Genomic DNA, 25,432 nt, shown 5'->3' on the forward strand with positions numbered 1-25,432 from the left:
AATATTCCAAGGGGCCGCCAAGCTGCGGCCCTTTCAATTTGCCCCCTTGCGAGCAAGGCGTGCCGGGTCTACCTCCGGCGGGTAGCACAACTGACCGGGACCAAGCATGACGCAATCGCTGGAACAGCTGACCAATGACCTGATTTCCGCCGCCCGAAAAGCCGGGGCCGACGCAGCCGACGGACTGGCCGTGCGCGGGACATCGGTTTCGATCGACGTGCGCGAAGGTCGGCTGGAACATGCGGAACGCGCCGAGGGAACGGATCTGGGTCTGCGCGTGCTGCTGGGCCAGCGCCAGGCTGTGGTGTCAGCATCGGATGTTTCCGCACGTACCATCTCGGAAATGGCCGAACGCGCCGTTGCGATGGCCCGCGAAGCGCCCGAGGACCCCTATTGCGGGCAGGCCGCCCCCGAGCAACTGGCCACGAAATGGGATATCGAGGCACTCGAACTCGCCGATCCATCCGCCGAACCAGACCCCGAAACGCTCGAAAAGGACGCCCTGCGGGCAGAAGCAGCCGCGCTGGCCGTTGATGGCGTGTCGCAGGTAAGCTCGGCAAGCGCGGCCTATGGCGCCCAGCAGGTCTTTATGACCTGCACCAACGGTTTCGCCGGCGGATACGCCCGCACCAGCCGCTCGCTCTATGCCGAAGCGATTTCCGGCAGCGGCACCGGGATGGAGCGCGACGTCGACGGCGATCACCGCATCTTTCAATCCGACCTCCGTAGCCCGGAAGAAATTGGCACACGCGCCGGCGAGCGCGCGGTGGAACGGCTTGGGGCGCGCAAACCGGCCACCGGAAGTTATCCGGTACTCTTTGATGAACGCATTTCCTCGTCGCTGATCGGTCATCTTCTCTCTGCGGCCAATGGCGCAGCGGTGGCGCGTGGTTCTTCATGGCTGATCGGCAAGCTGGGCGAGCAGGTGCTTCCCGAGCATCTCTCGATCATCGAAGACCCCCACCGCCCCCGCATCGGCGGCTCGCGCCCCTTCGACAGCGAAGGTCTGCCGACGCGCAACCGCTCCATCGTCGAAAACGGCATCCTGACCGGGTGGACGCTCGACCTGTCGCGTGGCCGCAAGCTTGGCATGGAGTCGACAGCCAATGCCGCGCGAGGCACTTCTTCCGCGCCATCTCCAGTCAACTGGAACATCGAACTGACCCAGGGCGACAAGACCCGCGAGGACCTGATCCGAGAAATGGGGACCGGGCTGCTCGTAACGTCAATGATCGGCAGTACGATCAACGCCAATACCGGCGACTATTCCCGTGGTGCATCGGGGTTCTGGGTGGAAAACGGCGAAATCGCCTACCCGGTGAACGAAATCACCATCGCCGGAAACCTGCATGACATGCTGCGCCGGATCGTCCCGGCAAATGATGCCCGCACCTATCTCAGCCGCGTTGTCCCATCGCTGCTGGTCGAGGGGATGACACTTGCAGGCAGCTGATCTCGACCTGCTGATCGACTCTGCCCGCGCCGCCGGGGAAGTTGCCCTGACCTACAGCGGCAAAACCGCGAAGAAATGGGAAAAGCCCGATGACGCCGGGCCGGTCACCGAGGCCGATCTGGCGGTCAATGACCTCCTCGCTGACAGGTTGCAATCGGCCCGTCCCGGCTATGGCTGGCTCTCCGAGGAAACCGAAGACGACGATGCCCGCCTGTCCCGCGACAAGGTCTTCATCGTCGACCCCATCGACGGCACGCGCAGCTTTGTCGATGGCTCTGACACATGGGCGCACGCGCTGGCTATTGTAGATCAGGGCGTTGTTGTCGCGGGCGTAATCTACCTGCCAAAGCGCGATCTTCTCTACTCGGCCTCGCTCGGCCAAGGCGCGTTCCTGAACGGAAAGCCCATCGGTCCAAAGGAATCCAGCGACCTCTCCCGCGCGGAAATCCTTGCCGCCGGGCCGGTTCTCAACGCCTCCCACTGGGCCGGGGATACCTCTCCCGAGTTCCGGCGCGTCTATCGCCCCTCGCTGGCCTATCGGATGGCGCTGGTGGCCGAAGGCCGGTTCGATGGCATGCTGACGCTGCGCCCCTGCTGGGAATGGGATATCGCCGCAGGCGATCTGATCCTGCGTGAGGCCGGCGCTGTTTGCACCGACCGGACTGGCGGCACCCTGCAGTTCAACAACGCGCACCCGATGCAGAACGGCCTGATCGCGGCGGGCCGGGCAATTCACCAACAGATCGCAACATCGCTCAAACAGGATCGCCGCGACATCCCGCGGGCTTGACGCAAATCGTCAGTACCGTAGTTTCGCCGCGATGCATCGCGTACAAATCGAAGGGATTTCAGATGGTTCAGCGACTTCACCTGGTTTTTGGAGGCGAGTTGGTCGACCCCCAGAAAAACAAGTTCAAGAACGTCGACGACATTCACATCGTTGGCATGTTCCCGAACTACGAAACCGCCTTCAACGCCTGGAAATCCGAAGCCCAGCGCACCGTGGACAATGCCCACATGCGCTATTTCATCGCTCATATCCACCGCTTGCGGGACGAAGAGGCTCAGGCCTCGCCGACCGAGGAGCTGGGCTGAGCCTTGGCAAAATCACTGGGTCTTGCAGCCTATCGGGCGCTGTCTCGGCGTAATCAGGCTGGCCTCGCCCAGTGGCAATTCCCGCCCCGCCCTACGGGCGAACTTGTCTGGATGCATGCGACCGACCACATGCGTTTCGACGCCCTTGGCGACATTGCCGCTCGCATGCGCCAGCAACGGCCCGACATCCACGTTCTTGTGACTTTTGATCGTGCCGCGATGGAACATCCGTCGCCCGACGGGTCGCCGGACGGTGTCGACTGGGTGTTTGGCCTCGAATCCGATCATCCATCCGGCGGACGGCCCTTTATCGACCACTGGCTGCCCGATGTCTGTCTCTGGGCAGGCGGACGGTTCATGATCAACCTCGTGAACTGCGCATCGGAACATGGCATCCCGATGATTCTCTGCGATGTCAGCGAAGCAGACATGCAGCCCCACCGACGCAGCTGGATTCCCACGCTGGCGCGGACAACGCTCGATTTCTTCGACAAGATCGTTGTTAACAACGATTCCACCCTGCATGCGATCAGGCGGCTTGGCATAACAGCCGACAAGCTTTCCGTCGCCCCGCGCCTGCGCCCCAGCGCCTTGCCGCCGGACTGCCTTTCTCAGGATCTGGACGATGTCATGAACGATCTGGGTGGCCGCCCGGTCTGGCTTGGCGTCAAGGTATTGGGTTCCGAAATCGACATGGTGCTGACCGCGCATCGTACTGCGATGCGGCTGGCGCACCGTCTGCTCCTGATCCTGACACTGGCGGATCGCAACGATCTGGAAGTGCTCAAGGCCAAGGTCACCGCACGCCAGCTGCGATACGCCGACTGGGACAAGGGCGACCCCATCGAGGACAATGTCCAGATCATCATATGTTCCGACACCGCAGATCTTGGCCTCTGGTACAGGGTGGCTCCCTTGGCTTTTCTCGCCTGCTCTCTGGAAAAAGACGCGCGCGGTATCAGCCCGCTTGATGCGGCGGCGCTCGGCTCGGCCATTATTTATGGCCCGAATGTCAGGGCCCATATCGACAGCTATTCGCGCCTGTCCGCAGCAGGTGCCGCGCGTACCGTAAACGACGGAGAAAGTCTCGCCGCCGCGCTGATCCACCTCATCGCTCCCGATCATTCCGCCGCGATGGCGCTTGCGGGATGGGAGGTCGTGACCGAAAGCGCCGCGCTCACCGACGGGCTGATCGAACAGATCATCGACGGGCTCGACCAAAAGGCCGCCGCACATGCGCGCCCCTGACTTTTGGAATACCTCCCCCCACAGCCCAGACTGGCGGGCGCGCCTGCTCTCTCCGCTGGGCCATCTCTATGCGGCAGCAACGGCAAGACGCCTGAAACACGGAACACCATTTCGCGCGTCTGTCCCGGTCATCTGCGTCGGCAATCTGAACGCGGGCGGCACCGGCAAAACGCCCACCGTCATCTGGCTCGTCGAAACCCTGCGGCGGATGGGACATGAACCGCATGTGGTCAGCCGAGGTTATGGCGGCTCTCTCACGGGCCCTGTCCGCGTCATCCCGGCCGAACACAAAGCCGATGAAACCGGGGACGAACCGCTGCTGCTCTCGGCCTTTGCCGAAGTCTGGGTCTCGCGCGATCGCGCCGCCGGGGTACGCGCCGCCGCCGGGGCCGGCGCAACCGTGATCCTTCTGGACGACGGTTTTCAGAACCCATCAGTGGCAAAGGATCTTTCCATCGTCGTGGTCGATGCGTCGACGGGTTTTGGCAACGGGCGTTGCCTGCCCGCCGGCCCCCTGCGCGAACCGGTAGATATCGGACTTGCCCGAGCCGATGTACTTCTCTCCATCGGCCCCGCAGACAAACAGACGACCTTTGCAGATCAATGGCGAGACCAGATCAAGCTGCCCCATGCAACCGGCGTGCTCGAGCCGCTACAGACGGGGATGGACTGGTCCGACGCCCGCGTTCTTGCCTTTGCCGGCATCGGCCACCCCGAAAAGTTCTTTGCCACCCTGCGCGGTCTCGGGGCCGATCTGATCCGCGCCGAATCTCTCGACGATCATCAGCCTCTGACCACCGCCCTGCTGACGCGCCTTGAGAAAGAGGCGTTCTATCGCAACGCCCAACTTGTCACGACGGAAAAGGACGCCGCGCGCCTGCCCGCTTCGTTTCGCAGCAAGGTGATCACCCTGCCCGTGCGACTGAAGATCGACGGCGAGATACTCGAAGAAAAGCTGCGCAAGACCGCCCCCGCGCCATAGGCCGAATGAAAACGGGGCCCGAAGGCCCCGCTCTCAGCAATCAGTCATCTTCGCCCAGTTTCGGCCCCGGTCGCGTCAGCGCCAGTTCCGCATCGGAGAAACGGAATGGCGAACGCACGCCCGGCACACCGTCGAGTTCGATCTGCATCTGTCGGGCAACCACCTGCGGATCGGCCATGACCTCGGCCAGATTATTGATCGGCCCGGCAGGAACACCTTGTGATTCACACGCTTTCAGCAGATCTTCTTTGGTCCAACCTGCTGTCGCCCCGTTCAGCCGCGCGATCATGACACGACGGTTCGCGATGCGATCCTTGTTGTGCAGGAAATCCGGCGCTTCGGCCATGTCATCGAGCCCCAGAAGACGACACAGTCGCTGGTACTGCCCGTCATTGCCTGTTGCGATGATGATATACCCGTCGGAGCAGTCGAACACCTCGTAGGGGGTCAGGTTCATATGCGCGTTGCCCATACGGCCCGGCGCGACACCCGTCGTCAGGTAGTTCATCGCCTGGTTCGCGGTGACGGCAACCGCCACGTCCAGAAGCGCCATATCGATATGCTGACCACGACCGGTCTTTTCACGCTGATGCAGGGCGGCAAGAATACCTGTCACCGAATAGACCCCGGTGAAGATATCGGTAATCGCCACACCTGCTTTCTGCGGCTGCCCCTCCGGGTCGCCGGTGATCGACATCAGACCCGACATGCCCTGAATGATGAAATCATAGCCCGCGCGATGCGAATAAGGCCCCGTCTGGCCAAAGCCGGTGATCGAGCAATAGATCAGGCGCGGATTGATCTTGGCGAGGCTATCATAGTCCAGACCGTATTTCGCCAGACCGCCCACTTTGAAATTCTCGATCAGGATATCCGCATCCTTGATCATTTCGCGGATCTTCTCCTGACCTTCCGGCTTCGAGAAATCGACAGTGACCGACGCCTTGCCGCGATTGGCAGAATGGAAATACGAGGCGGATACGTCCTCATCTCGGGTCACGAAGGGCGGACCCCAGGCACGGGTATCGTCGCCATTGGGGGATTCGATCTTGATGACCTCGGCGCCGAGGTCAGACAGAGTCTGACCGGCCCAGGGGCCGGCCAGAATCCGAGCAAGTTCAATGACTTTCAGTCCAGCAAGTGGTGCAGACATTACTTCTCCAGCTCTGCGTCGATCAGCTTGGCGAATGCCTCGTAAGAGCCCTGGTTGGCGATTTTCTGACCGTTCAGGATAAAGCTCGGCGTGCCGGTGATATCGTCGGCCTCGGCATTATGCTGATACCACGCAACCATCTTCTGCGCCTGCTGGCCGTCCGACAGGCACTGGTCCAGCGTTTCCTTGTCGACACCGGCCAGACGCGCGATCTTGCGCAGCTCGCCCGCGATCTCGGGCGCACCACCGGCACGTACCCACTCAGCCTGCGACTTGTACATCAGGTCAGCGATGCCAAAGAATTTCTCAGGTCCGCCGCAACGTGCAATCAATGATGCCCAAAGACCGTACTTGTCGAAATAGACCTCGCGGTAGACCAGTTTCACCTTACCGGTGTCGATGTAGTTCTTCTTGATATCCTTAAAGATATTCTGGTGGAAACTCGCGCAATGCGGGCAGGTGAAAGACGCGTATTCGATCATCGTCACCGGAGCGTCCTCGGCCCCAAGAGTCATTTCCTCCACGGTGGAGATATCGATTTCGCTGCTGTCCTGCGCATGCGCGGCGCTGACAAAAGGCGAAATCTCCGTTGTGCTCGTACCGGAACTGCCCAGCACGAAATAGCCACCGATGCCGACAGCCATCACGGCACAGAGAAGTGCGACAAGACGGGTCATGTCATTCCTTTCTTAACGTTTTGATTTGATTAGTACGTTGCGGCCCAGACGTTCAAGTGCGGCGCGCAGATCATCATTCTGCACGGGCGTCACGGCCTCGTGCACGGCGGCCACCGCTTCCGGCGCCGGTTCGGGTTTCGGGGCGGGCTTGGGGGCGGGCTTGGGGGCGGCGAACTGCGCCTGTCCCTCGGCAAACCCGGTCGGGGCAGTCTGGGTGATCCGCACCCGCGAAATCGCGTTATAGCCATAGGCGGCGTTCACCCGGTCGCGCAGCTTGTCCTTCTGCATCTCGAGCATCGGCGCCTGCGCCCCAGTCGTCAAAACCGTCAATGTCGCGCCGAACCCGCCACGCCCATAGCCGATGTTCACCGGTCGGGCGATCTCGGCGATATCCGCGCCTGCGATCTCGGCCCAATGGGTCAGTACTCGTGATACGGCGAATCCCCGGCTTTCGCCCGCGCGGCGGATCTGGTCGTCCAAAACGCTCGCGGTCCGTTTGAACCCGCGTGTCGTAGAGTTTCTTTTGTTCATCGACATGGTTTCCGTTCGCATCGGCGCTAGTGTAAACCTCTGTCGGGCAGGCACCAGAGAAACCACACCGCAGGGGGCATAAAGATTGCGTGACGAAAACGGCCGGATTTGTTTCATCGCGCCCGAATTGCTTGCGTGGTACGACGTCCACGCCCGCGATCTGCCTTGGCGTGTCGGACCTGCGGCGCGGGCTGCGGGCATCCAGCCCGACCCCTATCGCGTCTGGCTTTCCGAAATTATGCTGCAGCAGACCACGGTCGCCACGGTCAAAGCCTATTTTGAACGCTTCACTACACGCTGGCCGCGGATATCCGATCTGGCAGCAGCCGAGGATGGCGATGTCATGGGGGAATGGGCGGGGCTTGGCTACTACGCCCGGGCGCGGAACCTGCTGAAATGCGCCCGTGTCGTCACGAAAGAATACAACGGGCAATTCCCGGAGGAACGTGCCGATCTCCTCGCCCTGCCCGGCATTGGCCCCTATACGGCGGCCGCAATCGCCGCCATCGCCTTTGACAGGCCCGAACCGGTTATGGACGGCAATGTTGAACGGGTCATGGCCCGACTATACGACATCCACACACCGCTTCCCACGGTCAAACCCGAACTCGCGAGGCTGACAGCCGTGCAAACACCCGACCAGCGCCCCGGCGATTATGCGCAGGCCGTCATGGATCTGGGCGCCACGATCTGCGCGCCGAAATCCCCGGCCTGTGGCATGTGCCCCTTGCGTGACCCCTGCCTTGCCCGCGCCGCAGGCACCGCGCCCGAACTGCCCCGCAAAGCGCCGAAGAAACCCAAGCCGACGCGCTATGGTATCATCTACCTGGTCGAACGCGATGACGGTGCCGTTCTGCTTGAACGCCGCCCTGAAAAGGGTCTGCTCGGTGGCATGCTCGGCTGGCCCTGCTCCGACTGGGGCGACTCCCCCTCCGAGCAGCCTCCCGTAACCGCAGATTGGCAAACCCTGCCGGGCGAGGTGCGGCACACCTTTACCCATTTTCACCTCATCCTCTCCGTCCGACATGCAAGGGTGACGCAGAATCAGCTTCCAGATACCGGAGAATTCCTGCCAAAAGATCTTTTTCGGCCGTCCGATCTTCCGACAGTGATGCGGAAAGCCTATAATTTGTGGCGTGATTCCTAGTACCGTACGGTGCTTGAGAAATCAGTTAACCAGAAAAATCTAGGTGGTAATCATTCAACTCAGCTATGAGAGAGTGCAATGATCGCGCCCGAAACTCTTGCCCGCTGGCAGCAAATCCTGCCATATGCCTCCGCCTTTCTACTCGCCCCCCTGATCTGGTTCTGCACGGTTCAGGGCGGCTGGTATGTTTTGCTGATCCCCCTCGTCACGTGGAATTGCTACACGGCGCTTGACCAGGTGCTGGGGCTCAATCTGGAAAACGCCGACCCCCATACACCCGATTCGCAGCTTTTCTGGTATCGTATCCTCGTTCTGGCATGGCCTCCGATCCAGTTCGGTACTCTTTTCTGGGCGATCTGGTATGCCACCCGCGCCGAGCATCTTGGAACGGCGGAACTCATCGGTCTGTTCTTTGGCATCGGTGTCGTGACCGGCACGATGGGCATCAATTACAGCCACGAACTGATGCACCAGAAATCCCGGATCGAAAGGGCCTTTGGCGACTGGCTTCTGGCCATGGTGCTCTATTCCCATTTCCGCTCCGAACATCTGCTGGTGCACCACCGATATGTGGGCACCCCGCGCGACCCCGTAACCGCCCGGTACAACGAGAACTTTCATCGCTTTTTCGCCCGCGTCCTGCGCCAGTGCCTCGTTTCGGCATTCCGGGCCGAAAAGGAAAAACTGGCAAAGAAAGACCGAAGCTGGACCAACCTTGCCAATCCCTTCTACCGCTACGTGCTCCTTCAGGCCCTGATGCTCGGGCTTGCCCTTGCCCTTGGCGGCCTCACCGGAGTCGGCCTCTTCCTGCTTCAGGCCTTTATCGCGATCTGGCATCTCGAGCTGGTGAACTACGTCGAACACTACGGCCTGACTCGCAAACACCTCGGCGATGGCAGATACGAACATGTCCAGCCCCGCCATTCGTGGAACGCGGCGCACAAGGCATCGAATTGGCTGCTGATCAACCTGCAACGCCACTCAGACCATCATTACAAACCGAACCGGCGTTTCCCGCTGCTTCAGAACTATACGCAGGACGAGGCGCCGCAGTTACCGCATGGATACGCGGTCATGACAACGGCAGCGCTGATCCCGCGTCTGTGGCGGCGGATGATGAACCCGCGCGTGCGTCGCTGGCGAAGCATGTATTACCCCGAAATTACCGACTGGGGTCCGTATAATAGGTGGGACCTGCCCCAGCCCCGCTGAGATGAACCATTCCTTAAGACTTGCCTGCCAGACTTCGGTCGAATGCACGTCTTGAAAGGGATGGCTCATGCCCGACAAAACGCTGACTGCAACTCAATGCCTGATCATCGAAGACAGCCGTTTTGATCAGATGATGATGACCCGCGTCATGCAGAAGATCGAACAAAACATCGATATAAGGGTGGTTTCCACTCTGGATGCCGCGCGCCGGGCGCTTTTGTCCGGGCGCGTATCGCTCATCCTGCTCGACAATAACCTGCCCGATGGCAAGGGCGCGAATTTCGCGCTCGAACTGGCAGAGCACGTCACGTTTTCCTCGATCCCCGTGATCCTTGTCTCCGACTGGCCTTCGCCCTTCATGTTTCAAAAGGCAAAGATGGCCGGCGTTTCCAATGTCGTCACCAAGGCCGACTTCACGCCCGAGGTAATCCTCTCCGCAATGCCTGAGGGTGCGACGATGCACTAATGCAGACGGGCAGTCGATCCGGACGTCTCCTGCCGACAGGTCCAGACATCAATGGGTTCATCAAGCCCACGAATTTGCTGCCGCTCGCCCTGCATCAGACTCAGAAGAAACGGTTCATCAGGCGACTGGATCTGCGCCAGCGATTTCAACTGATCCGAAACCGCCATCTCTACGGCCAGCTTTCGGGTCAGTTTCTCCATCCTGCTCGCCACGTTGACCGTGTTCCCAAGCACCGCGAATTCCAGCCTGTTGGCACCGATATTACCAAGAACCACCGGACCGTAGTGCAGTCCAAGGCTGCCCTTGATTTCCGGCTTGTTCTGCGCCCGACGCTCTGCGTTCAGATCTGAAATAGACCGCATCATGGCCTGCGCACAGCGCAGCGCGTTGATTGCATCCTGATCGCTCGGCAAGGGCGTTCCGAAGGTGGCCATCAAACCATCGCCAAGATATTTGTCCAACGTCCCGCCATGGCGGAACACTTCCTTTTCCATCCGACTGTGAAATTCCCGCAAAGTATCAATGACTTCACCCGGCTCATGCGTGGCGGCGAAATTGGTGAACCCGACGATATCGACGAACAGCACAGCCGCATCATGCATCTTGGTCTGCTTGAGCGGTTCGTCGTTATGGGACAGCTCCGCCACCACGTTCGGTGAAAAATAGCGCGACAGGTTCTCACGTTCGCGTGTCAACTCGGCATTCCCCAGAACCAGCCGGTTGAAGCGCCAGACCGTGATCGCAAGCGTATAGGTCACGATCAAAAAGACGACGACCTCCTGAATCCGCCGGTCGAATGCGACCTCGTTCGGGTCCAGCAGGTCAACCAGAAGAGGATAGCCCGCAAATGCAGTCATTGTGGCTTCGCTCAACGCCGGATCGCTAAAGCCGAACCACCAGACAAGACCTGCTCCGATCAGCCAGACCACCGCCGTCCAATGCCCGATCGCCACGATGGTCCGCCACGAATATGACAGGGTACCTGCTGCGAGTATGATGAAGAAATAAAGGAACCCGTCATACCGGTAGCGCGCCGCATCCGGTATGGTTTCGCCCGAGAAAGGGTTGGGAACGGTCAAGATAAAGGCCATCAGCACGAGGTCGAGCGCCAGAAGAAACAACTCTGGTCGCGACACGCCCACCCGACCCACGTAATACTGCAGCGCCCCGACGCCGGCGAGCGCGAGAAGCAAAAACTCATAATAAAGCACCGACCAGTCGCCGATCAGAAAGATCAGCATGACGCCGGTGATCGACAGCGCGATCCAGCGCGCCTTGATCGCAAATGCCATTCCTTCGGCCTTGTGCCGCGCAAGGATCTCCTCGGCGAAGCGATGCGTTTCAGCATCCTCCTCCCTGCGCGGCGGGCCGTTGGGAATGAAATCTGAAATGGGCATCGGAACGCTCCTCTGTCGGCGATCCAAAGATAGGTACGCCGACTGGAAAAAGCTTGGATAAAAAATGCCCCGCCGGAAAAGGCGGGGCAAGGTTAGTGCCGTGTGTCAGGCCACAGGCACCGGCGGTATTCTGTAAAGGATTGATTCAGTTCTGCATTTCGGCGCGGATCTGCTGGCGCAGCACATCGATCGGCACTGTCTTGCCATCGCGTTTAAAGCACCAGTAAGTCCAGCCATTGCAGCTTGGCGCGCCTTCAAGATGAGCACCGACCTGATGGATTGACCCCTTTACGTCCAGACCAATCAGCGTGCCATCTGCCCGCACCTTGGCCTTGTGACGCTTGTTCATCGAAAACAATTCTTCGCCTGGACGCAACATGCCCCGTTCGACAAGCTGGCCAAAGGGAACGCGCGGTTCAGCCCGCTTCGAGGCGCTGACCTGCAGCGCTTCGCGATCGAATTTGCGCACATTTTTCAGCCGTTCTTCAGCCACCTTGCGATACTTGGCCTCTCGCTCGATACCGATGAAATCGCGACCGAGCATCTTGGCAACCGCGCCGGTTGTGCCAGTACCAAAGAACGGGTCGAGCACCACGTCGCCGGGATTGGTCGAACCGACCAATACGCGATGCAAAAGACTTTCCGGCTTCTGCGTCGGATGCGCCTTGTCGCCGTGCTCGTCCTTGAGCCGTTCGTGACCGGTGCACAGCGGCAGCACCCAGTCACTGCGCATCTGGACACCTTCGTTAAGGGATTTGAGCGCTTCGTAATTGAACGTGTATTTCGCACCTTCATCGCGGCTGGCCCAGATCATCGTTTCGTGGGCATTGGTGAACCGCTTGCCCCGGAAATTCGGCATCGGGTTCGATTTGCGCCAGACGACGTCGTTCAGGATCCAGTACCCTTGGTTTTGCAGGGCGGCCCCAACGCGGAAGATGTTGTGATAAGAACCGATCACCCAGATCGCGCCGTTCGGTTTCAGCAGGCGGCGCGCGGCGGCCAACCATTCCGTCGTGAACTTGTCATAGGCGGCGAAAGACGCGAACTGGTCCCATTCATCGTCGACCGCGTCCACATGGGAATTGTCCGGGCGATGCAGATCGCCCTTGAGCTGCAAATTATACGGCGGATCGGCGAAAATCAGGTCCACCGACGCCTCGGGAAGACTGTTCATCACTTCGATGCAGTCTCCGTCCAGAATCGCGTTTAGAGGGAGCGCCGCCGCGCTCTTTACTTTGGTCATTGTCATTTCTGCCTCTTCACCGGACGCGTTTTCGCGCTCTCTTGGTTGACAGCAGGATGAGTCAAAGCCGAATCGGCGTCAATTTCTTTTTTGAATCAATTGGTTACGGATTTATCTTGATACAAGATATTGTGTACCGGTTTAAAGGATCGTCTATGGTGTGGGGTCACGCCAAGATTTTGAAGCGCCAATCTGTGGCTTTTCGTCGGGTATCCTGCATTGGTCTCCCAGCCGTACCCGGGGTGCTGTTGCGCCAAATCCACCATGAGCCGATCGCGGCATGTTTTGGCGACGATTGACGCCGCCGCAATCGATACGGAAATCGCGTCTCCGCGAACCACCGTCCGGCAGGGAAGCCGCAGACCGCGCGGCCGGATATGACCGTCGATCAGCACGAAATCGGGCGTCGGTGACAGCGCGGCGATTGCCCGTTCCATCGCCAGATGGCTGGCTTGCAGAATGTTGATCGCGTCGATTTCCTCGACCGAGGCATGGGCAATCGACACCTCGGCGCTTTCATTTATCTGCTCGGTCAGGAAATCGCGCCGGCGGGCGGTGAGCTTCTTGGAATCGTTAAGCCCCTCACAGACCACTTCGAGATCCAGCACGACAGCGGCAGCGGTCACCGGTCCGGCCAAGGGGCCACGGCCCACCTCATCAACCCCTGCAACGCGCACAAAACCCTCGCGCAGCAGATGTCGTTCAATCCTGTCGTCCGGTCCGTTCATACCCCTGTGGTGACCCGATCATGAAGGGATTTGCAAGTGTCATTCCGGAGAAATGCACTATTTGACCTGGTTGAAGGGCGTATCGCTTAACGGTTCGGTGCGGATCTCGGGTTTATTGAATTCAAGCGTGGTCTTCGGTTTTTCGGGGTGAGGCGCGGCAGCTGTTTCGCGCCGGGCAACCGCTGCGAAAAGGCTTGCTGAATCGATCTTGTCCACGGTGAGCGATAGCGTCTCTTCAACCGGTTTCGCCTTGGATTTGCGATCCTCTTGATCACTGCGCATAAGACCGGTTTTCTCAGCAACCTCCGTTGTTGCCGGTTTTGCCTTGGCGAAAGGCGAAATGCGTGGCGTTGCAGCTGTATTGGCGATCGGATTCATCGCAGGCTCCTTCTTCGGATCGCTCAAATTTAGCCGGAATAACTTGTCAAATCGTGACCAAACAAAATGGGGGAGGCCGAAGCCTCCCCCACAAGGCGACGCAATGCGCCGCTGGCCCGGTCAGTACCGGGCGCTCCGGTACCCGCGCTGGCGGAGGCAGGCTGAATCATAGCCATTTTGCTTTCCTCCACTACTGATGAACTTAAACTTGCAGGCTTCAGGCAAAGACGCCTTATACCCGTACTCGTAACGAAGGCAGCGGGCACCAAACAGTTGGACAGGCCTGTTGTTCAGTCTGAACGACCGCAGGCATTGTCCGGGAAGATCGAACCGCGAAGGCCGGGGGCGAACCGGATACGGCGTGGTGTGTCGCCGGATCGGATAGCCATGCACGGAGTAGCTAAAATTCGACCGGGTCCGGGGCGGAGTGTACCCATAGACCGGCGGGCGGGGGGTGTGACCATAGACAGGCGCCGGCGCATGCGTGACATGGTCGTCATCGTCGCGCCGGTCCGAGATGATCTTGCCGACAATCGCCACCCCGGCAATCGCAGCCAGCGCGCGGGCCAGATCGTCACCATCGGCGCGGGCAGAAGAAGAAGCGCCGGTCACGAGAACCGAGGCCATGAGGATAAGAGCAATGAACTTACGGTGCATGAAAGCGTTCCTTCCAAGGCGGTACTGGGTAAATCCGATCAACGTGACCGGTCGATGGCCCATTCCTGCCTCTCTATGCCAAGGTCAGGCAATAACGCGGGGATGTTATTGGATAGCAATCCTCCAAACGCCTGAAGTTATTGAATATCGTCGCGCGCGCGCGCAGGATGGCGGAATGAGAAACATGATGCTGATATCGACTCTGGTCGCCGTTTCGATGCTCGCAGGCAGTGCCGCGGCAGCGGAATGTTATGCCGATTACAAGGCCAAGCAGGACAGCCCGCTGCGCCTGCACTACGGCGTCATGCAACTGAGCGGCCCCTGCAACAAGCAGTCGGCGCGCTCGGAACTCGCCTCCCGGCTCAGGTCGCAGGGCTGGACGCTTCTGAACGTGCTCACGGTATTTGGCCCCGAAGGTTTGCAGCAAAGGAAGGCCAATGCCGGCAACTACTTTCTCCGTTACTGATACGCGAAAATCTGGAACGCTGATCGTCGGCGCTGGAATCGCCGCCATCGTCCTTATCCTTGCCACGGCCGGGATCTTTCTGCTTTTGACCCTGCCGGATGCAAATGCCTTCAACGCACGGGTGGAACAGCTCTTTATCGAAAACGACGGGCTGACCCAGCAGGCCGAGATCAGGCTCTTGGAAATTCTCGCCCAGTCCGGCACGGCTTTTTCCGACACGCTGTCCAGCTACCGGATGGTGATTTTCGTGCTGCTTGTCTTTGCCACCGCGATGCTTGTTGCCGCGCTGGTCTTTCTGGTCCTGTTGACCGCCCTGAACCGGCGCATGGCCCAGATCGAACGCACCGGCATTCAGGTCAATTCGCTGCTGATCAGCCGCGAGGAAAACACCGTCTATCTCAACAACCTCGATTTCAAACTCACCGCCGCCGCGATGGAAACGCTCGCCGTTCTGGCCGAGGCACGGCTGGACGATGACGTTCTTTCAGGTGCCGAAATCGAATCCGTCATTTCCGGCCGCCCGGCCAGCGATTGCGACGAAGCGGCTGGCGCCACGCGGATAAAACGGCTGCGCGATACGCTCGGCAACCAGATGGTCAGCGCCCTGCTGGTCAAGAACATCGCACGGCGCGGCTATATGCTCGCGATCGAAAAAGACGTGATCAGGATGGTCTAGATCACGGCGCCGCGCCCGACGACCCACGCCGGACAAGATTGACGGTCCCATCCTGATTGCGCTGCATGTTGTAGAGAACAAGCACCCCCTGCTCATTAAACCCGTCGGGCGCTATCTTTTCCTCGCCCCCGGCGGTCCTGCGCAGCCACCCTTCAAACGCGCCGTCATCGCCATAAAGAAACGTGTCGCGCCACGGAGCGGACCAGAAAAGCAGCGGATCGTAACGACGCTCCATCTCTTGCGAATCGTAATTGACCTCCAGCAGGCGGACTTCACCATCGTCGCCGCGACCATACTGACGTTCCTGGTGGGTCGGAAAGCTGACCGACAGGAACGAAGGCGCGCTGATCTGCGATCCGTTGGAGGCAAAAACACCGATATCAACGCGCGACGTCTTACGTGGCCCGTTCTTCCCGGCATGCAATGGCGGCGCAGGATAATCGTCATGCCATTGTATCCTGATGCGGGCGCGCATGCCGCGCTCGTCAAGCGGTTCGATTGAAATCTTCTGCGGATTCCCACGTAGGATACGCCAGAAGAATTGCACGTCTTGCCCTTCGGGCACCTCGGTTCCGGCAACACTCAGCGTGATCTCGCGCTCCCAGTCGTAACTGCGCCAGATCCGCGCGATGGCCGCAGGCGTGGTGAACAGACGTTCTTCCATCTGCATCAACCCGCCCTTGGGCCCGAAATCTTCCTCTTCGACTTCCAGCCGGACCATTGGCGGGATGTGTTCCGGCTGCAAGGCCCCGGCCTGCGCGACCATCCGCTCGGGCCTGAGGTCAGTGCCATCATAGGCGGACCGATGCGCGACCCCGGACATGTAATCGACGTTCGAATTCACCCCGGCCAGATTGCGCCGCATGATCATCTGCAAGGTCGGCGCCACCAGCTTTCGTTCTTCAAGCGCCGCACGGGTCTTTTCCGAAAACCCGGCGAGGGTCAGCAGCAGCGCCCGCATGAACAACCGATCCGATCCCGAGGACCCCTGGCTGTTGACCGTATAGGGCCAGATCGCCGGGTACAGGTCGCGGGCATCGTGATCGCGATGTTCCGGATAAACATAAAGACTGTTTGACGTATATTGCAGGAAAGCCGTTTCGGGCCCCAGCGGCACCGTCATCGCCGCGCGCATCTGGCTCCGGGCATTGGGCCCCGCAGTCAGCGCGGTCGAAGAGTTTCCGATGAGCGGGCCGGGGATCACGATCTTGTTTGCCAGCCCGTAGTCCCAGCCGACTTTCTGCAGGATCGGGTCGTATTCCAGATAGGTCATCTGGGGAAACAACGTCTTGGGCAGGGTCGAATGGCCCCGGTCGCGATTTTCGAACATGATCCCGCCGAAACCGCCTGAAATGCCGCGTGCGATCTGTGATTTCAAAAGCTCCGCCTCGGGCGCCCGGAACCGCGGACCGAATAAGGGTTGCGACAGATCGGGTTTGCCCGGCTCAAGATATCGGGCTATCAGCACGCCGCGAATGTCGCTCGGGACAAGATCGTTCTGCTCGATCGTGACAGTGCCAGCCATCGCAACCGGCGCAAGCAGGCTCGCGAGCACCGACAAGATCCACATTCGCCTCATCAAAGCTTGGCCTCCGGTTGTTTCTCGCCCGACGTAAACATCAGTTTTGGTGCAGCACAAGTGACGCCATGTCACGCTTGGATGAGCAATGCGGTCGCGCCGCCAATCGACACTTGTCTATTGCATCCAAACACTGCATCGCTTGGCCATGAGGACATCGCGCAGCAAGATCGAGGACCCAAGCGGCTGGTGGCTGCCGGTCCCGCTTTTGCTGATATTTCTAGTCGTTCCCGTGGCCATCGAACTGACCCTGATGGCGGCGGATTACGGGTTCTTTGCGACGCCCCGGCTCCGTCACACCGCCTATCAGTACGGGGCTTTCTGGGCGGGTCTTCTGGGCAACTGGCGCCCCAACTACGCGGCGCAGCCTTGGCTGATGTTCTTTACCTATTCCTTCCTGCACGCCGGGTTCCTGCATATCGCGGGCAACATGACGTCGCTCGTCTATCTCATGCAACTGAACGCCCGTAACCTGCGCGGCTGGCCCTTTTTCTTTCTCTACCTGATTTCCGCATTGGGCGGCGCGCTTGGATTTGCCCTGCTCGGCACGGCCTTCAACCCGATGGTCGGGGCCTCGGGCGCGCTCTTCGGTCTGACCGGGGCGTGGCGCTATCAGGACTGGATCGCCGAGCCAGACCTGAACCGGCGCGCCCGTATCATCCTCAGGGACTGCTTTCTGCTCGCCCTGCTGAACCTGTTGATGTGGTATCTCGAAGACGGCGCGCTGGCATGGGAATCGCATCTTGGCGGCTTCGTCACCGGTGTGGCCGCGATGGCGGTCATAAACCGGTTCAGAACCCGCAAGACCAGCGGTCAGTAGTATTCGTTCTCATAGCCGTGCGCGCCGGTCGTATAGCGGCAACGGTTCAGCACGATCCCCATCACGTTGGTCAGTTCCGAAAGCTGCCGCTCTGCCACGTCGAGCTTGTCCATCGAGGTGATCTCGGCCGCCGCGATCAGCAGCGCGCAGTCCATCTGCTCAAGGAAACCGTGGCTGTCGTCGCTGACCATCAGCGGCGGCGTGTCAAAGATCATGATATCCGGTTCGTAATAGGATTCGATCTCGTCCAGCACCTGCGCCGTCACCGGGTTCTGCAGGATCTCCGACGGGTTCTTGACGCGTTCACGGTTGAACCCGAAGACCACATTGCCCTCAAGACACTTGCCATGCTCCGCAAAGGGAACACGGCGCTCAAGCACGTCCGACATGCTCGTCTTGGTTGACTGGCCCAGCGCCCGCGAAAGCCCGGCCCGACGCATGTCGAAATCCATGATCGTAAGGCGTTTTTCCCGCATCCGGCTGAAACTCAGACCAAGATTTACGGTAACCGTGGTCTTTCCCGCGCCGCTTTCCGGCGAACAAATGGCGATCCGCTTCCATTTGTTTTTACGGGCTTGCTGCAGGATTTTCGTTCGCAGCATATCGAAGGGGATAGAGCTTTCACCCGAACTGTAGGCGACCAGACGATTGTTCGTCACCGTCTTGGCATCGATGGTGAGCGGCTCGAACTCTCCCCAGCGGGCGTCCAATTCGCTCAGGCCTTGCGCCTGAGGCTTACGCTCCCTGCGCTCGGGCTGAGCGGGCTTGCCCGCTGCGGGCGCTTCGGCCCCTTCTCGGCGCATCCGCGCCTTGGAAATTGCCTGCTGCAAACGGTCCATTGTCAGACCTCCAACCCAAGATACATACTGTTAACCATATTCATCATCACCAGCGCACGCCCATCTTGTTCATGACCTTCTCGGCCAAAAGGTCGAGCGGCAGGTAGAACTCGTGCACGGCCCAGACAGTGATCGGCCCTCCCACCAGAATGATGAGGATCAGGGCCAGCTTGCGGCTCCGCTGCATCACCAACTCGCGACGTGTACGGGTGTAGGGAAGCGCGGCGATGGGCCAGATATCCATCTTCTTGATGATATCCTCCGGACGGCGCGGCGCCTTGTTCAGGAACTCGATCAGGAAGATCAGCGCCAGCCCGAGAGCGATGCCCATTGCCGTACCTGCCCCGGCGATCTTCATCCGGTTCGGCTTGGTCGGACGGTTGGGTACAGCGGGCTGTTCAATCACCGTCAGGCGCTCGCCGCGCGACAGGACCTCGATCCGCTCGCCGGTCGACGCCTGCGACAGGCGCCCCACGGACGTGTTGTACTGTTTCTGGATGTTATCATAATCGCGCAGAAGCGAATCCAGCACCACGTCATTGGCAGGCGTCTTGTTGATATTCTCGGTCAGCACGGCAATCCGCTGCTCGGCCGAGTCACGCTGGCTTTCAAGCCTTTCAATGCGGCGGTCGATCTCGTTCAAACGCAGCTGAAGCGCGGGGTTGGACACCTCCGCATTCTCCGGCAGCTCTTCGCCCGAGGCATTGATCGCGGCATCTGCCTCGGCCTTAACCTTTTCTTCCAGTTGAGCGACCCGGGATTGAAGCAACCGCACCTTCGGGTTGGTCTCCGAGTAAAGCAGCAAAGAAGAAGCCAGTTCGCCACGGGCCTGCGCCAGTGCCTTTTGGGCCTGCGACGCCTCGCCCAGCTCGCCCTGCATGTTGCCGCTTTCGAAAATCGCGATCAGCTGTTTGCGCTGCGACTGTAGTTCATAGATCTCGCGGTCGATGCTCTCGGCCCGTTCCTGAAAATTCGCGCGCTGTTTCTGGCGAAAGTCGAGACTGTCGGGAAGCGCGTTCGCATTCTCGCTCTTGAACTTGAGGATCGCCGCGCTCTTGTCGGCGAGTTCCTTGCTCAGTCGATCCACCTCGATCTCGAAAAAGTCGAGCGTCTGGCCGGCGCGGGCCTGACGGAAGTTCAGATCATCTTCCTGGATCAGCTTTAGATATTCGTTGAGAACCCCGGCGGCGAGACGCGGCGAGCGCGCTTCAAAGCTGATCTGCATCAGCGAGGCCACGTTGCGCCCCGACGTGCTGCGAATCCGCGTACGTGCCATCATCGCACCGACGATCTCGTCCGCCGTCATCTCGTCCTGATCTTCCAACACGTTAAGACGGTTTGCGATGTCCAGCATGTTGGCACGCGTCAAAAGCCGCTGCTCGATAAGCTGAAGCCGCTCTGCGCCGGACACGTTGACCGTACTCGGGGCTAGGTTCGCGGGAATCTGCGGTGCTTCCACAAACAGGCGCGTCCGCGACACATAGGCGGGCGGCAGGCTTGTGGCGACGATGATCGAAACCGCCGAAACCAAGGCCGCGACCAACAGGAAGGCGGGAAGCCTGCGCAGGAAGAGCGAAAGATAAAAACGTATCTCGTTCATTGATTTTCAGTCTCCGTCGGCCGTCCCTCGGCCCAGAAGAAAGTACCATCGTCCAGAATGGACTGGATACAATCCTTATGAACAACGCGTGAGTCGTCTGTCCACGAATAGAGCAGTCCAAAATCACACAACTGGTTGATGAGGCGGGGAACGCCGCCGGTCGCCTCAAAGATGAGCGTCGTGGCGTCCTTTGTGAACTCTTCGCCGGTCCCACCAGCCGTCTTCATTCGATGCACAATATAAGCCCGTGTCCCGTCGCGATCCATCCGGTTGAGGTGAAAACTTGCCGCGACACGCTGCGCGAGCTGATTCATCCGGGGGTCGCGGATCATGTCGCGCAATTCCGGCTGCCCCACAAGTATAAGCTGTATAAGCTCATCCTTGTTGGAATTGATATTTGTCAGCATCCGCAGTTCTTCCAGCCCTTCGACCGAGACGTTCTGCGCCTCGTCAAAGACAAGTATGACACGTCTGCCTTGTGCGTATTCGTCGACGAGAAAGTCCTGAAGCTTCTGAAAGTTCTGCACGTAACTGGCGTTCGGCTCGAATTCGACGTCCAACGAGTTCAGCACCCACTGGAGGATTTCGCCCCGATTGCCCTGCGCGTTGGAGATCAACCCTACGGTGACCCCATATTCTATCTGTCCAAGCAGTTTCTGCAGCAGGGTCGTCTTGCCCGCGCCGATCTCACCGGTCAGGATCGTGATCGGTGCCCGGGACATGATTCCGTATTCCAGCACGGCATACCCGCGCCGATGCTGCTCCGACCAGTACAGGAACTCCGGATCCGGCAGCAGGGTGAACGGACGTTGGTCGAGCCCGAAGTAGTTTAGGTAGAACTCATTCACTAGCGATCGTTTCCATCCAAATGTTTACCAAGCAACGCCTACTGGCGTGCCCGGCGAGTGCAACCGGCAATTTGACCATTCCAAGAGCACGATCATAAAGGCTCGCCCCAACGTAGCTGACCGCGAAGCATATTAAAAACCGTCCAAACTGTGGACGTGTCTTAAATCCCGTTTCGGGCCACAATCTGTCAAAAACCACTCATTTCCAAGGTAGCTGCCTGTAACAATGTGTTTTTTTGCATCACCTTCCCGTCCCCCCCCTCCCCACCGATGAACCGTCCCACCAACGCCCTGCGCAAGGGGGACAACCGGGCCTGATTCTCGCTTCAGGGCAGCAATAAGGCGATTTTGGGGCATCGATTCCGGCAAGTTTTTCACGAGATTGTCGGTAATTTGTCTACAATTACCGCAATCTCCTGCTACAGTACGGTGTGGAGTTAACAGTAGGGCTGAATTTGTTGCCTCGAATCGGTTTTTGTTACACCTATTGAGTTGTCAGGTGGTTAAAGATGGCCAGACTAAGGCTGGATGTTGAATTTTTTGAAGACATCTGTAAACGAGACCCGAGCTCATGTTGAGCTCATCTCTTTAGTATAGTGAGCAGTATGACGTTACATTTCAATAATTTGGACCCGCATGACCCCACCAATCTAGGTCGGGTCGAACCGCAACCTTCCTCTTCGAACCTATATCGCAGCTTTGGTAAACGTCTTCTTGATATCCTCCTCGTAGGCTGCTCGCTTCCATTTGTTCTTCCCGTCATCCTGATCATGGCCGCCCTGGTCGCCCTCGACGGACACAACCCTTTCTACTTCCAGCTTCGCGTCGGCAAGAACGGCCGCCACTTCAGCATCTTCAAAATCCGCACGATGGTGCCGAACGCCGAAGAGCACCTGAAAGAATACCTCGCCCGCAACCTCGAAGCGCGCCAGGAATGGCGGATCAACCAAAAGCTGCGGAACGATCCCCGCATCACGCCGATCGGCAAATTCCTCCGCAACAGTTCGCTCGACGAACTGCCGCAGCTGCTGAACGTGCTCAAGGGCGACATGTCCCTGATTGGCCCGCGTCCGATGATGCTGGCACAGGCAACCCTCTACCCGGGTCAGGCTTATTACCACCTGCGTCCGGGCATCTCCGGCTCCTGGCAGGTCTCCGACCGCAACGCCACCAGCTTCGCTGCGCGTGCCACTTACGACAATGACTATCACCAGAAGGTGTCCCTCTGGGGTGACATTAAGATAATTGCTCGCACCGTAGTCGTTGTTTTGCGCCGGACCGGGTGCTAATCCTCCTGCGTCATTAAAGTATATCGAGGATTTAAAAAGTGTCTGTGTCATCCAAGGCAATAGGCGGGCATTCTGTGTCCCGTGTTCTGAATTCATCCGGTCTTTTTCTGGCTCTGGCTTTCTCGGCCCTTGTTCTCGCGGGCTGTGACAGCGCCGAAGAACGCGCCGAGGAACATTACCAGGCGGGAATGGAGCTGCTTGAAAAGGGCGATGTTGATCGCGCCCTGATCGAATTCCGCAACGTTTTCAAACTCGACGACACGCATATGGAAGCCCGCCTTGCCTTTGCACGGGTCCAGCGTGAGCGTGGCAATAACGGCGACGCCTACGGCCAGTACCGCCGGCTTGTCGAACAGTATCCGAACAATTTCGAAGGCCAGCTTGCGCTTGCCGAGATGGCGCTCGACTTTAACAACGTCGAAGATCTCCAGCGTTATTCGGCCAAGGCGGTCGAACTCGAACCGACCAACATCAAGGCGCAGTCGCTCTCCAACACCGCCAATTATTTCCAGGCGCTCAAGGACCGCGACACCGATGGCCAGCGTAAAGCTGTCGAATCGGCGACCCAGCTGATCAGCGAAGACGGCGACCTGCCCGGCGCGCGCAAGATCCTGATCGACGACCTGATCCGTCAACAACAATGGGAAGAGGCGCTGACCCAGCTTGGCGAAGCGATCCGGATTTCCCCCAACGATCTTGCCCTTTATCGTCTCAAACTGGGTCTTCTGCAGCAGCTTGGCGACACGTCTGCCGTGCGCCAGGAACTCGAAACGATGAACGAAAAGTTTCCGAACAACGCGGAAATCAAGCAGGCGCTCGTCTCTTATTATGTCTCTCAGGACGATCTCGACGCGGCCGAAGCCTTCCTTCGCGCCGAAGCCGAAGCCTCGGACGACGTCGACATTACCCGTCGCCTGGTTGCCTTCATGCTGCGGTTCCGCAGCCCCGACGCGGCGATGGCGGAACTTGACCGTGTTATAGAAACAGAACGCCTGTCGCCCCTGCCCTTCGAAGGCATGCGCGCGCGTCTGAAATTCGATCAGGGTGACCGCGATGCGGCCATCGCCCGGCTCGAAGAACTGACCGCGAACATCCCCGAAGGCGAACAGACGGACATGACCCGCTCGCTTCAGGTTGAACTGGCGCGGATGTATTTCCAGACCGGCAACCCGGTCGAAGCCCGTCGTCTGGTCGAAACCGTTCTGGCCGAAGACGCCTCCAATCCCGAGGCCAGCAAGCTCAAGGCGGCATGGCTGATCCAGGATGACGAAACGCAGGACGCGATTCTTCTGCTGCGCGAAGCGATGGGCAATGCCCCCAACGACGCCGCACTGATGACGCTGATGGCCCAGGCCTACGAACGTGAAGGCAACCGCGAGCTGATGGCGGAAATGCTCTCGCTGGCCGTGGATGCATCCAACAACGCGCCGACCGAAACCCTGCGTTACGCCCAGTACCTCGTTTCCAACGATCAGTCGCGGACGGCGGAAAGCATCATTATCGAATCGCTGCGTGCCGAACCGACCAACAAGGAACTGCTGGTTGCGCTTGGAAATATCTACATCGGGACCGAGAACTGGAGCCAGTCGCAGGGCGTCATCAACCGCCTGCAGGAACTGGACAACGAAGAAGCAACCGCGTCGGCGCTCAGCCTGCAGGCCCGGTCGCTTGCCGCCCAGAACCGCAGCAGCGAGCTGATGCAGATGCTCGAAGGCGTGGCCGAGAACCCCGGCACCCAGAAAGCAGCCGAAATCGCGATCTTCCGTACCCGTCTGGCAACTGACGGCGCCGAGGCCGCGCTGGAATACATCAACGGCCTGCTTGAGAACGCGCCCGAAGATCCCGACTTCCGTTACCTCAAGGCCGGTTCGCTCGTCGCACTGGAACGTCAGGACGAAGCCGAAGCGATCTATCGCGCGCTGACCGAGGAACACCCGGAAAACGCCCGCACCTGGGTTACACTCTATCGTCTGAACCGTCTCACCGGCGATGACGAGGCCGCTTCGGAAACCCTCAACAGCGCCATCGAAGCCAACCCCGAGGATCCTGCCCTTCTCATCACTCTTGCCGAGCAACTGCAGGCGGATAACGAGATCGAACAGGCGATCGAGATCTATGACGGCCTGTACCAGCGCAACACCAACAATGTCATCGTCGCGAACAACCTCGCCAGCCTGCTGTCGGACTACCGCGAAGATGAAGCCAGCCTGCAAAAGGCCTATTCGGTGGCCCGTCGTCTGCGCGGCGCCGAAATCCCGGCCTTCCAGGATACCTATGGCTGGATCGCCTACCGCATGGGTGAAACCGAAGAATCCCTGCCCTACCTCCGCGCCGCTGCCGAAGGTCTTTCGCAGGATCCGATGGTCCAGTACCACTATGGTCAGGCCCTTGCGACCGCAGGTGAAACCGAGGCCGCGATGGAACAGCTCAACAAAACCGCCGAGATGCTTCAGGAAGCCAACCGGCCCGAGCTGCTGAGCACTGTAGAAGGCGTTCTCGAAGAACTTCGCAACAGCGCGAGCGAATAAAGACAAGGGTGCGCAGGTGATTTCCTGCGCACCCTTCTTCGCCGGGCCAATACCGATCCCACAGGGATACGGCGGCAAGGCACAGCGGGTACCGCCCCCGAAAAATTTCTCCGAAAATCGGCTCACCAGCGATACGGCCTCAACCGTCTCCCGCGACGTCAGTTGCGATTTGGGCGATTCCCGCGACCCGAGCAATCTCCACCTGATCCGCCTTGCTGCTCATCAACTGAGCCCGAAGCACCCCTGCAGACAAGCAAATCCGCGCTACTGCCTCAACCGTCGCACTCGCGCTGACGGCCGCGCCACGGACAATTCCCGCAACCCGAGAGATCTCTGCCTTATCCGTCGCTCCACCAAGTCGGCTTCGCAAAGCGGCTTTCAACTCGTCCATCGCATCCAATGCAAAGGGTATCTCACACA

At 59.5% G+C, this 25,432-nt stretch carries 25 protein-coding genes; 14 read left to right on the forward strand and 11 right to left on the reverse strand.

From position 1 onward, the window contains the following. Window positions 1-106: 106 nt before the first annotated feature. From MF268_RS15480 to lpxK, 5 genes are all read left to right on the forward strand, one after another. Window positions 107-1,453, forward strand: coding sequence for a TldD/PmbA family protein (locus tag MF268_RS15480; protein WP_238371771.1), 1,347 nt, complete (start codon window positions 107-109; stop codon window positions 1,451-1,453). Next, window positions 1,440-2,243, forward strand: coding sequence for a 3'(2'),5'-bisphosphate nucleotidase CysQ (locus MF268_RS15485; RefSeq protein WP_238371772.1), 804 nt, complete (start codon window positions 1,440-1,442; stop codon window positions 2,241-2,243). The genes MF268_RS15480 and MF268_RS15485 overlap by 14 nt, the downstream gene beginning before the upstream one ends. A gap of 62 nt (window positions 2,244-2,305) precedes the next feature. After that, window positions 2,306-2,548 carry a DUF4170 domain-containing protein gene (locus tag MF268_RS15490; RefSeq protein WP_088632974.1) on the forward strand — a complete coding sequence of 81 codons (243 nt, stop codon included), beginning with the start codon at window positions 2,306-2,308 and terminating at the stop codon, window positions 2,546-2,548. Between the two features lie 3 nt (window positions 2,549-2,551). Beyond that, on the forward strand, window positions 2,552-3,796 hold the full coding sequence (locus tag MF268_RS15495; RefSeq protein ID WP_238371773.1) for a 3-deoxy-D-manno-octulosonic acid transferase: 1,245 nt from the start codon (window positions 2,552-2,554) through the stop codon (window positions 3,794-3,796). Continuing rightward, complete coding sequence (lpxK, locus tag MF268_RS15500; RefSeq protein WP_238371774.1) at window positions 3,783-4,778, forward strand: tetraacyldisaccharide 4'-kinase; 996 nt, start codon at window positions 3,783-3,785, stop codon at window positions 4,776-4,778. The genes MF268_RS15495 and lpxK overlap by 14 nt, the downstream gene beginning before the upstream one ends. 40 nt (window positions 4,779-4,818) lie before the next feature. On the opposite strand, the gene MF268_RS15505 is transcribed toward lpxK, so the two are convergent. Genes MF268_RS15505 through MF268_RS15515 form a run of 3 tightly spaced genes read right to left on the reverse strand, consistent with a single transcriptional unit; the run spans window position 4,819 to window position 7,139 of the window. Beyond that, entirely contained in the window at window positions 4,819-5,931 is a 1,113-nt protein-coding gene (locus tag MF268_RS15505; protein ID WP_238371775.1) for a CaiB/BaiF CoA transferase family protein, read from the reverse strand. After that, on the reverse strand, window positions 5,931-6,608 hold the full coding sequence (locus MF268_RS15510; RefSeq protein ID WP_238371776.1) for a DsbA family protein: 678 nt from the start codon (window positions 6,606-6,608) through the stop codon (window positions 5,931-5,933). The genes MF268_RS15505 and MF268_RS15510 overlap by 1 nt, the downstream gene beginning before the upstream one ends. 12 nt (window positions 6,609-6,620) lie before the next feature. Beyond that, window positions 6,621-7,139, reverse strand: coding sequence for a DUF721 domain-containing protein (locus MF268_RS15515; protein WP_238371777.1), 519 nt, complete (start codon window positions 7,137-7,139; stop codon window positions 6,621-6,623). Window positions 7,140-7,224: 85 nt separating this feature from the next. Between MF268_RS15515 and mutY the strand changes: the two genes are divergently transcribed. The 3 genes from mutY (at window position 7,225) to MF268_RS15530 (ending at window position 9,964) form a co-directional block, all read left to right on the forward strand. Then, a complete protein-coding gene (gene mutY / locus MF268_RS15520; RefSeq protein WP_238371778.1) occupies window positions 7,225-8,286 on the forward strand; it encodes an A/G-specific adenine glycosylase in 1,062 nt (353 codons plus the stop codon). A 78-nt stretch (window positions 8,287-8,364) separates the two neighbouring features. Then, window positions 8,365-9,498 (forward strand): alkane 1-monooxygenase, encoded by a 1,134-nt coding sequence (locus MF268_RS15525; protein WP_238371779.1) that lies wholly within the window; start codon window positions 8,365-8,367, stop codon window positions 9,496-9,498. Window positions 9,499-9,565: 67 nt separating this feature from the next. Beyond that, window positions 9,566-9,964 carry a response regulator gene (locus MF268_RS15530; protein WP_238371780.1) on the forward strand — a complete coding sequence of 133 codons (399 nt, stop codon included), beginning with the start codon at window positions 9,566-9,568 and terminating at the stop codon, window positions 9,962-9,964. Here the strand turns inward: MF268_RS15530 and MF268_RS15535 are convergent. From MF268_RS15535 to MF268_RS15550, 4 genes are all read right to left on the reverse strand, one after another. Continuing rightward, window positions 9,961-11,361 carry an adenylate/guanylate cyclase domain-containing protein gene (locus MF268_RS15535; RefSeq protein ID WP_238371781.1) on the reverse strand — a complete coding sequence of 467 codons (1,401 nt, stop codon included), beginning with the start codon at window positions 11,359-11,361 and terminating at the stop codon, window positions 9,961-9,963. The genes MF268_RS15530 and MF268_RS15535 overlap by 4 nt on opposite strands. 145 nt (window positions 11,362-11,506) lie before the next feature. Then, entirely contained in the window at window positions 11,507-12,610 is a 1,104-nt protein-coding gene (locus MF268_RS15540) for a site-specific DNA-methyltransferase (protein ID WP_238371782.1), read from the reverse strand. An 89-nt stretch (window positions 12,611-12,699) separates the two neighbouring features. After that, complete coding sequence (locus tag MF268_RS15545) at window positions 12,700-13,332, reverse strand: ribonuclease HII (RefSeq protein ID WP_238371783.1); 633 nt, start codon at window positions 13,330-13,332, stop codon at window positions 12,700-12,702. A 57-nt stretch (window positions 13,333-13,389) separates the two neighbouring features. Continuing rightward, a complete protein-coding gene (locus tag MF268_RS15550; protein WP_238371784.1) occupies window positions 13,390-13,710 on the reverse strand; it encodes a hypothetical protein in 321 nt (106 codons plus the stop codon). 480 nt (window positions 13,711-14,190) lie between these two features. On the opposite strand from MF268_RS15550, the gene MF268_RS15555 reads away from it, so the two are divergent. Genes MF268_RS15555 through MF268_RS15565 form a run of 3 tightly spaced genes read left to right on the forward strand, consistent with a single transcriptional unit; the run spans window position 14,191 to window position 15,509 of the window. Further along, complete coding sequence (locus tag MF268_RS15555; protein ID WP_238371785.1) at window positions 14,191-14,502, forward strand: hypothetical protein; 312 nt, start codon at window positions 14,191-14,193, stop codon at window positions 14,500-14,502. 40 nt (window positions 14,503-14,542) lie between these two features. Beyond that, the gene (locus MF268_RS15560) at window positions 14,543-14,833 is read left to right on the forward strand and encodes a hypothetical protein (protein ID WP_238371786.1); all 291 of its coding nucleotides are present in this window, start codon (window positions 14,543-14,545) and stop codon (window positions 14,831-14,833) included. Then, window positions 14,805-15,509: a winged helix-turn-helix domain-containing protein gene (locus MF268_RS15565; RefSeq protein ID WP_238371787.1), complete on the forward strand. Its 705-nt coding sequence runs from the start codon at window positions 14,805-14,807 to the stop codon at window positions 15,507-15,509. The genes MF268_RS15560 and MF268_RS15565 overlap by 29 nt, the downstream gene beginning before the upstream one ends. A gap of 1 nt (window position 15,510) precedes the next feature. Here MF268_RS15565 and MF268_RS15570 read toward each other — a convergent pair whose 3' ends face one another. Then, window positions 15,511-17,079 carry a hypothetical protein gene (locus tag MF268_RS15570; protein WP_238371788.1) on the reverse strand — a complete coding sequence of 523 codons (1,569 nt, stop codon included), beginning with the start codon at window positions 17,077-17,079 and terminating at the stop codon, window positions 15,511-15,513. A gap of 157 nt (window positions 17,080-17,236) precedes the next feature. On the opposite strand from MF268_RS15570, the gene MF268_RS15575 reads away from it, so the two are divergent. Beyond that, window positions 17,237-17,908: a rhomboid family intramembrane serine protease gene (locus MF268_RS15575; RefSeq protein ID WP_238371789.1), complete on the forward strand. Its 672-nt coding sequence runs from the start codon at window positions 17,237-17,239 to the stop codon at window positions 17,906-17,908. Here the strand turns inward: MF268_RS15575 and MF268_RS15580 are convergent. From MF268_RS15580 to MF268_RS15590, 3 genes are read right to left on the reverse strand one after another with little or no spacing between them, the layout of a single operon-like run. Beyond that, complete coding sequence (locus tag MF268_RS15580) at window positions 17,902-18,747, reverse strand: CpsD/CapB family tyrosine-protein kinase (protein WP_238371790.1); 846 nt, start codon at window positions 18,745-18,747, stop codon at window positions 17,902-17,904. The genes MF268_RS15575 and MF268_RS15580 overlap by 7 nt on opposite strands. 46 nt (window positions 18,748-18,793) lie before the next feature. Then, window positions 18,794-20,347 carry a GumC family protein gene (locus MF268_RS15585; protein WP_238371791.1) on the reverse strand — a complete coding sequence of 518 codons (1,554 nt, stop codon included), beginning with the start codon at window positions 20,345-20,347 and terminating at the stop codon, window positions 18,794-18,796. Then, window positions 20,344-21,195 carry an ExeA family protein gene (locus tag MF268_RS15590; protein ID WP_088632956.1) on the reverse strand — a complete coding sequence of 284 codons (852 nt, stop codon included), beginning with the start codon at window positions 21,193-21,195 and terminating at the stop codon, window positions 20,344-20,346. The genes MF268_RS15585 and MF268_RS15590 overlap by 4 nt, the downstream gene beginning before the upstream one ends. A gap of 605 nt (window positions 21,196-21,800) precedes the next feature. On the opposite strand from MF268_RS15590, the gene MF268_RS15595 reads away from it, so the two are divergent. Together MF268_RS15595 and MF268_RS15600 are read left to right on the forward strand one after the other, a co-directional pair. Further along, a complete protein-coding gene (locus tag MF268_RS15595; RefSeq protein WP_273545055.1) occupies window positions 21,801-22,484 on the forward strand; it encodes a sugar transferase in 684 nt (227 codons plus the stop codon). 74 nt (window positions 22,485-22,558) lie between these two features. After that, a complete protein-coding gene (locus tag MF268_RS15600) occupies window positions 22,559-25,012 on the forward strand; it encodes a tetratricopeptide repeat protein (protein WP_238371792.1) in 2,454 nt (817 codons plus the stop codon). Window positions 25,013-25,432 lie beyond the last annotated feature (420 nt).

The organism is Heliomarina baculiformis (assembly GCF_019966545.1).
Lineage (GTDB): Bacteria > Pseudomonadota > Alphaproteobacteria > Rhodobacterales > Rhodobacteraceae > Heliomarina > Heliomarina baculiformis.

What these genes read in the sequence shown, in the direction of transcription:
- MF268_RS15525 (WP_238371779.1), top strand. Translation starts at nt 8,365, where the DNA reads ATGATCGCGCCCGAAACTCTTGCCCGCTGGCAGCAAATCCTGCCATAT.
- MF268_RS15505 (WP_238371775.1), bottom strand. Translation starts at nt 5,931, where the DNA reads ATGTCTGCACCACTTGCTGGACTGAAAGTCATTGAACTTGCTCGGATT.
- MF268_RS15480 (WP_238371771.1), top strand. Translation starts at nt 107, where the DNA reads ATGACGCAATCGCTGGAACAGCTGACCAATGACCTGATTTCCGCCGCC.
- MF268_RS15510 (WP_238371776.1), bottom strand. Translation starts at nt 6,608, where the DNA reads ATGACCCGTCTTGTCGCACTTCTCTGTGCCGTGATGGCTGTCGGCATC.
- MF268_RS15585 (WP_238371791.1), bottom strand. Translation starts at nt 20,347, where the DNA reads ATGAACGAGATACGTTTTTATCTTTCGCTCTTCCTGCGCAGGCTTCCC.
- MF268_RS15490 (WP_088632974.1), top strand. Translation starts at nt 2,306, where the DNA reads ATGGTTCAGCGACTTCACCTGGTTTTTGGAGGCGAGTTGGTCGACCCC.
- MF268_RS15570 (WP_238371788.1), bottom strand. Translation starts at nt 17,079, where the DNA reads ATGTGGATCTTGTCGGTGCTCGCGAGCCTGCTTGCGCCGGTTGCGATG.
- MF268_RS15580 (WP_238371790.1), bottom strand. Translation starts at nt 18,747, where the DNA reads ATGGACCGTTTGCAGCAGGCAATTTCCAAGGCGCGGATGCGCCGAGAA.
- MF268_RS15550 (WP_238371784.1), bottom strand. Translation starts at nt 13,710, where the DNA reads ATGAATCCGATCGCCAATACAGCTGCAACGCCACGCATTTCGCCTTTC.
- MF268_RS15575 (WP_238371789.1), top strand. Translation starts at nt 17,237, where the DNA reads ATGAGGACATCGCGCAGCAAGATCGAGGACCCAAGCGGCTGGTGGCTG.
- MF268_RS15545 (WP_238371783.1), bottom strand. Translation starts at nt 13,332, where the DNA reads ATGAACGGACCGGACGACAGGATTGAACGACATCTGCTGCGCGAGGGT.
- MF268_RS15560 (WP_238371786.1), top strand. Translation starts at nt 14,543, where the DNA reads ATGAGAAACATGATGCTGATATCGACTCTGGTCGCCGTTTCGATGCTC.
- MF268_RS15595 (WP_273545055.1), top strand. Translation starts at nt 21,801, where the DNA reads ATGACGTTACATTTCAATAATTTGGACCCGCATGACCCCACCAATCTA.
- MF268_RS15540 (WP_238371782.1), bottom strand. Translation starts at nt 12,610, where the DNA reads ATGACAATGACCAAAGTAAAGAGCGCGGCGGCGCTCCCTCTAAACGCG.
- MF268_RS15535 (WP_238371781.1), bottom strand. Translation starts at nt 11,361, where the DNA reads ATGCCCATTTCAGATTTCATTCCCAACGGCCCGCCGCGCAGGGAGGAG.
- MF268_RS15565 (WP_238371787.1), top strand. Translation starts at nt 14,805, where the DNA reads ATGCCGGCAACTACTTTCTCCGTTACTGATACGCGAAAATCTGGAACG.
- lpxK (WP_238371774.1), top strand. Translation starts at nt 3,783, where the DNA reads ATGCGCGCCCCTGACTTTTGGAATACCTCCCCCCACAGCCCAGACTGG.
- MF268_RS15555 (WP_238371785.1), top strand. Translation starts at nt 14,191, where the DNA reads ATGCGTGACATGGTCGTCATCGTCGCGCCGGTCCGAGATGATCTTGCC.
- MF268_RS15515 (WP_238371777.1), bottom strand. Translation starts at nt 7,139, where the DNA reads ATGAACAAAAGAAACTCTACGACACGCGGGTTCAAACGGACCGCGAGC.
- MF268_RS15530 (WP_238371780.1), top strand. Translation starts at nt 9,566, where the DNA reads ATGCCCGACAAAACGCTGACTGCAACTCAATGCCTGATCATCGAAGAC.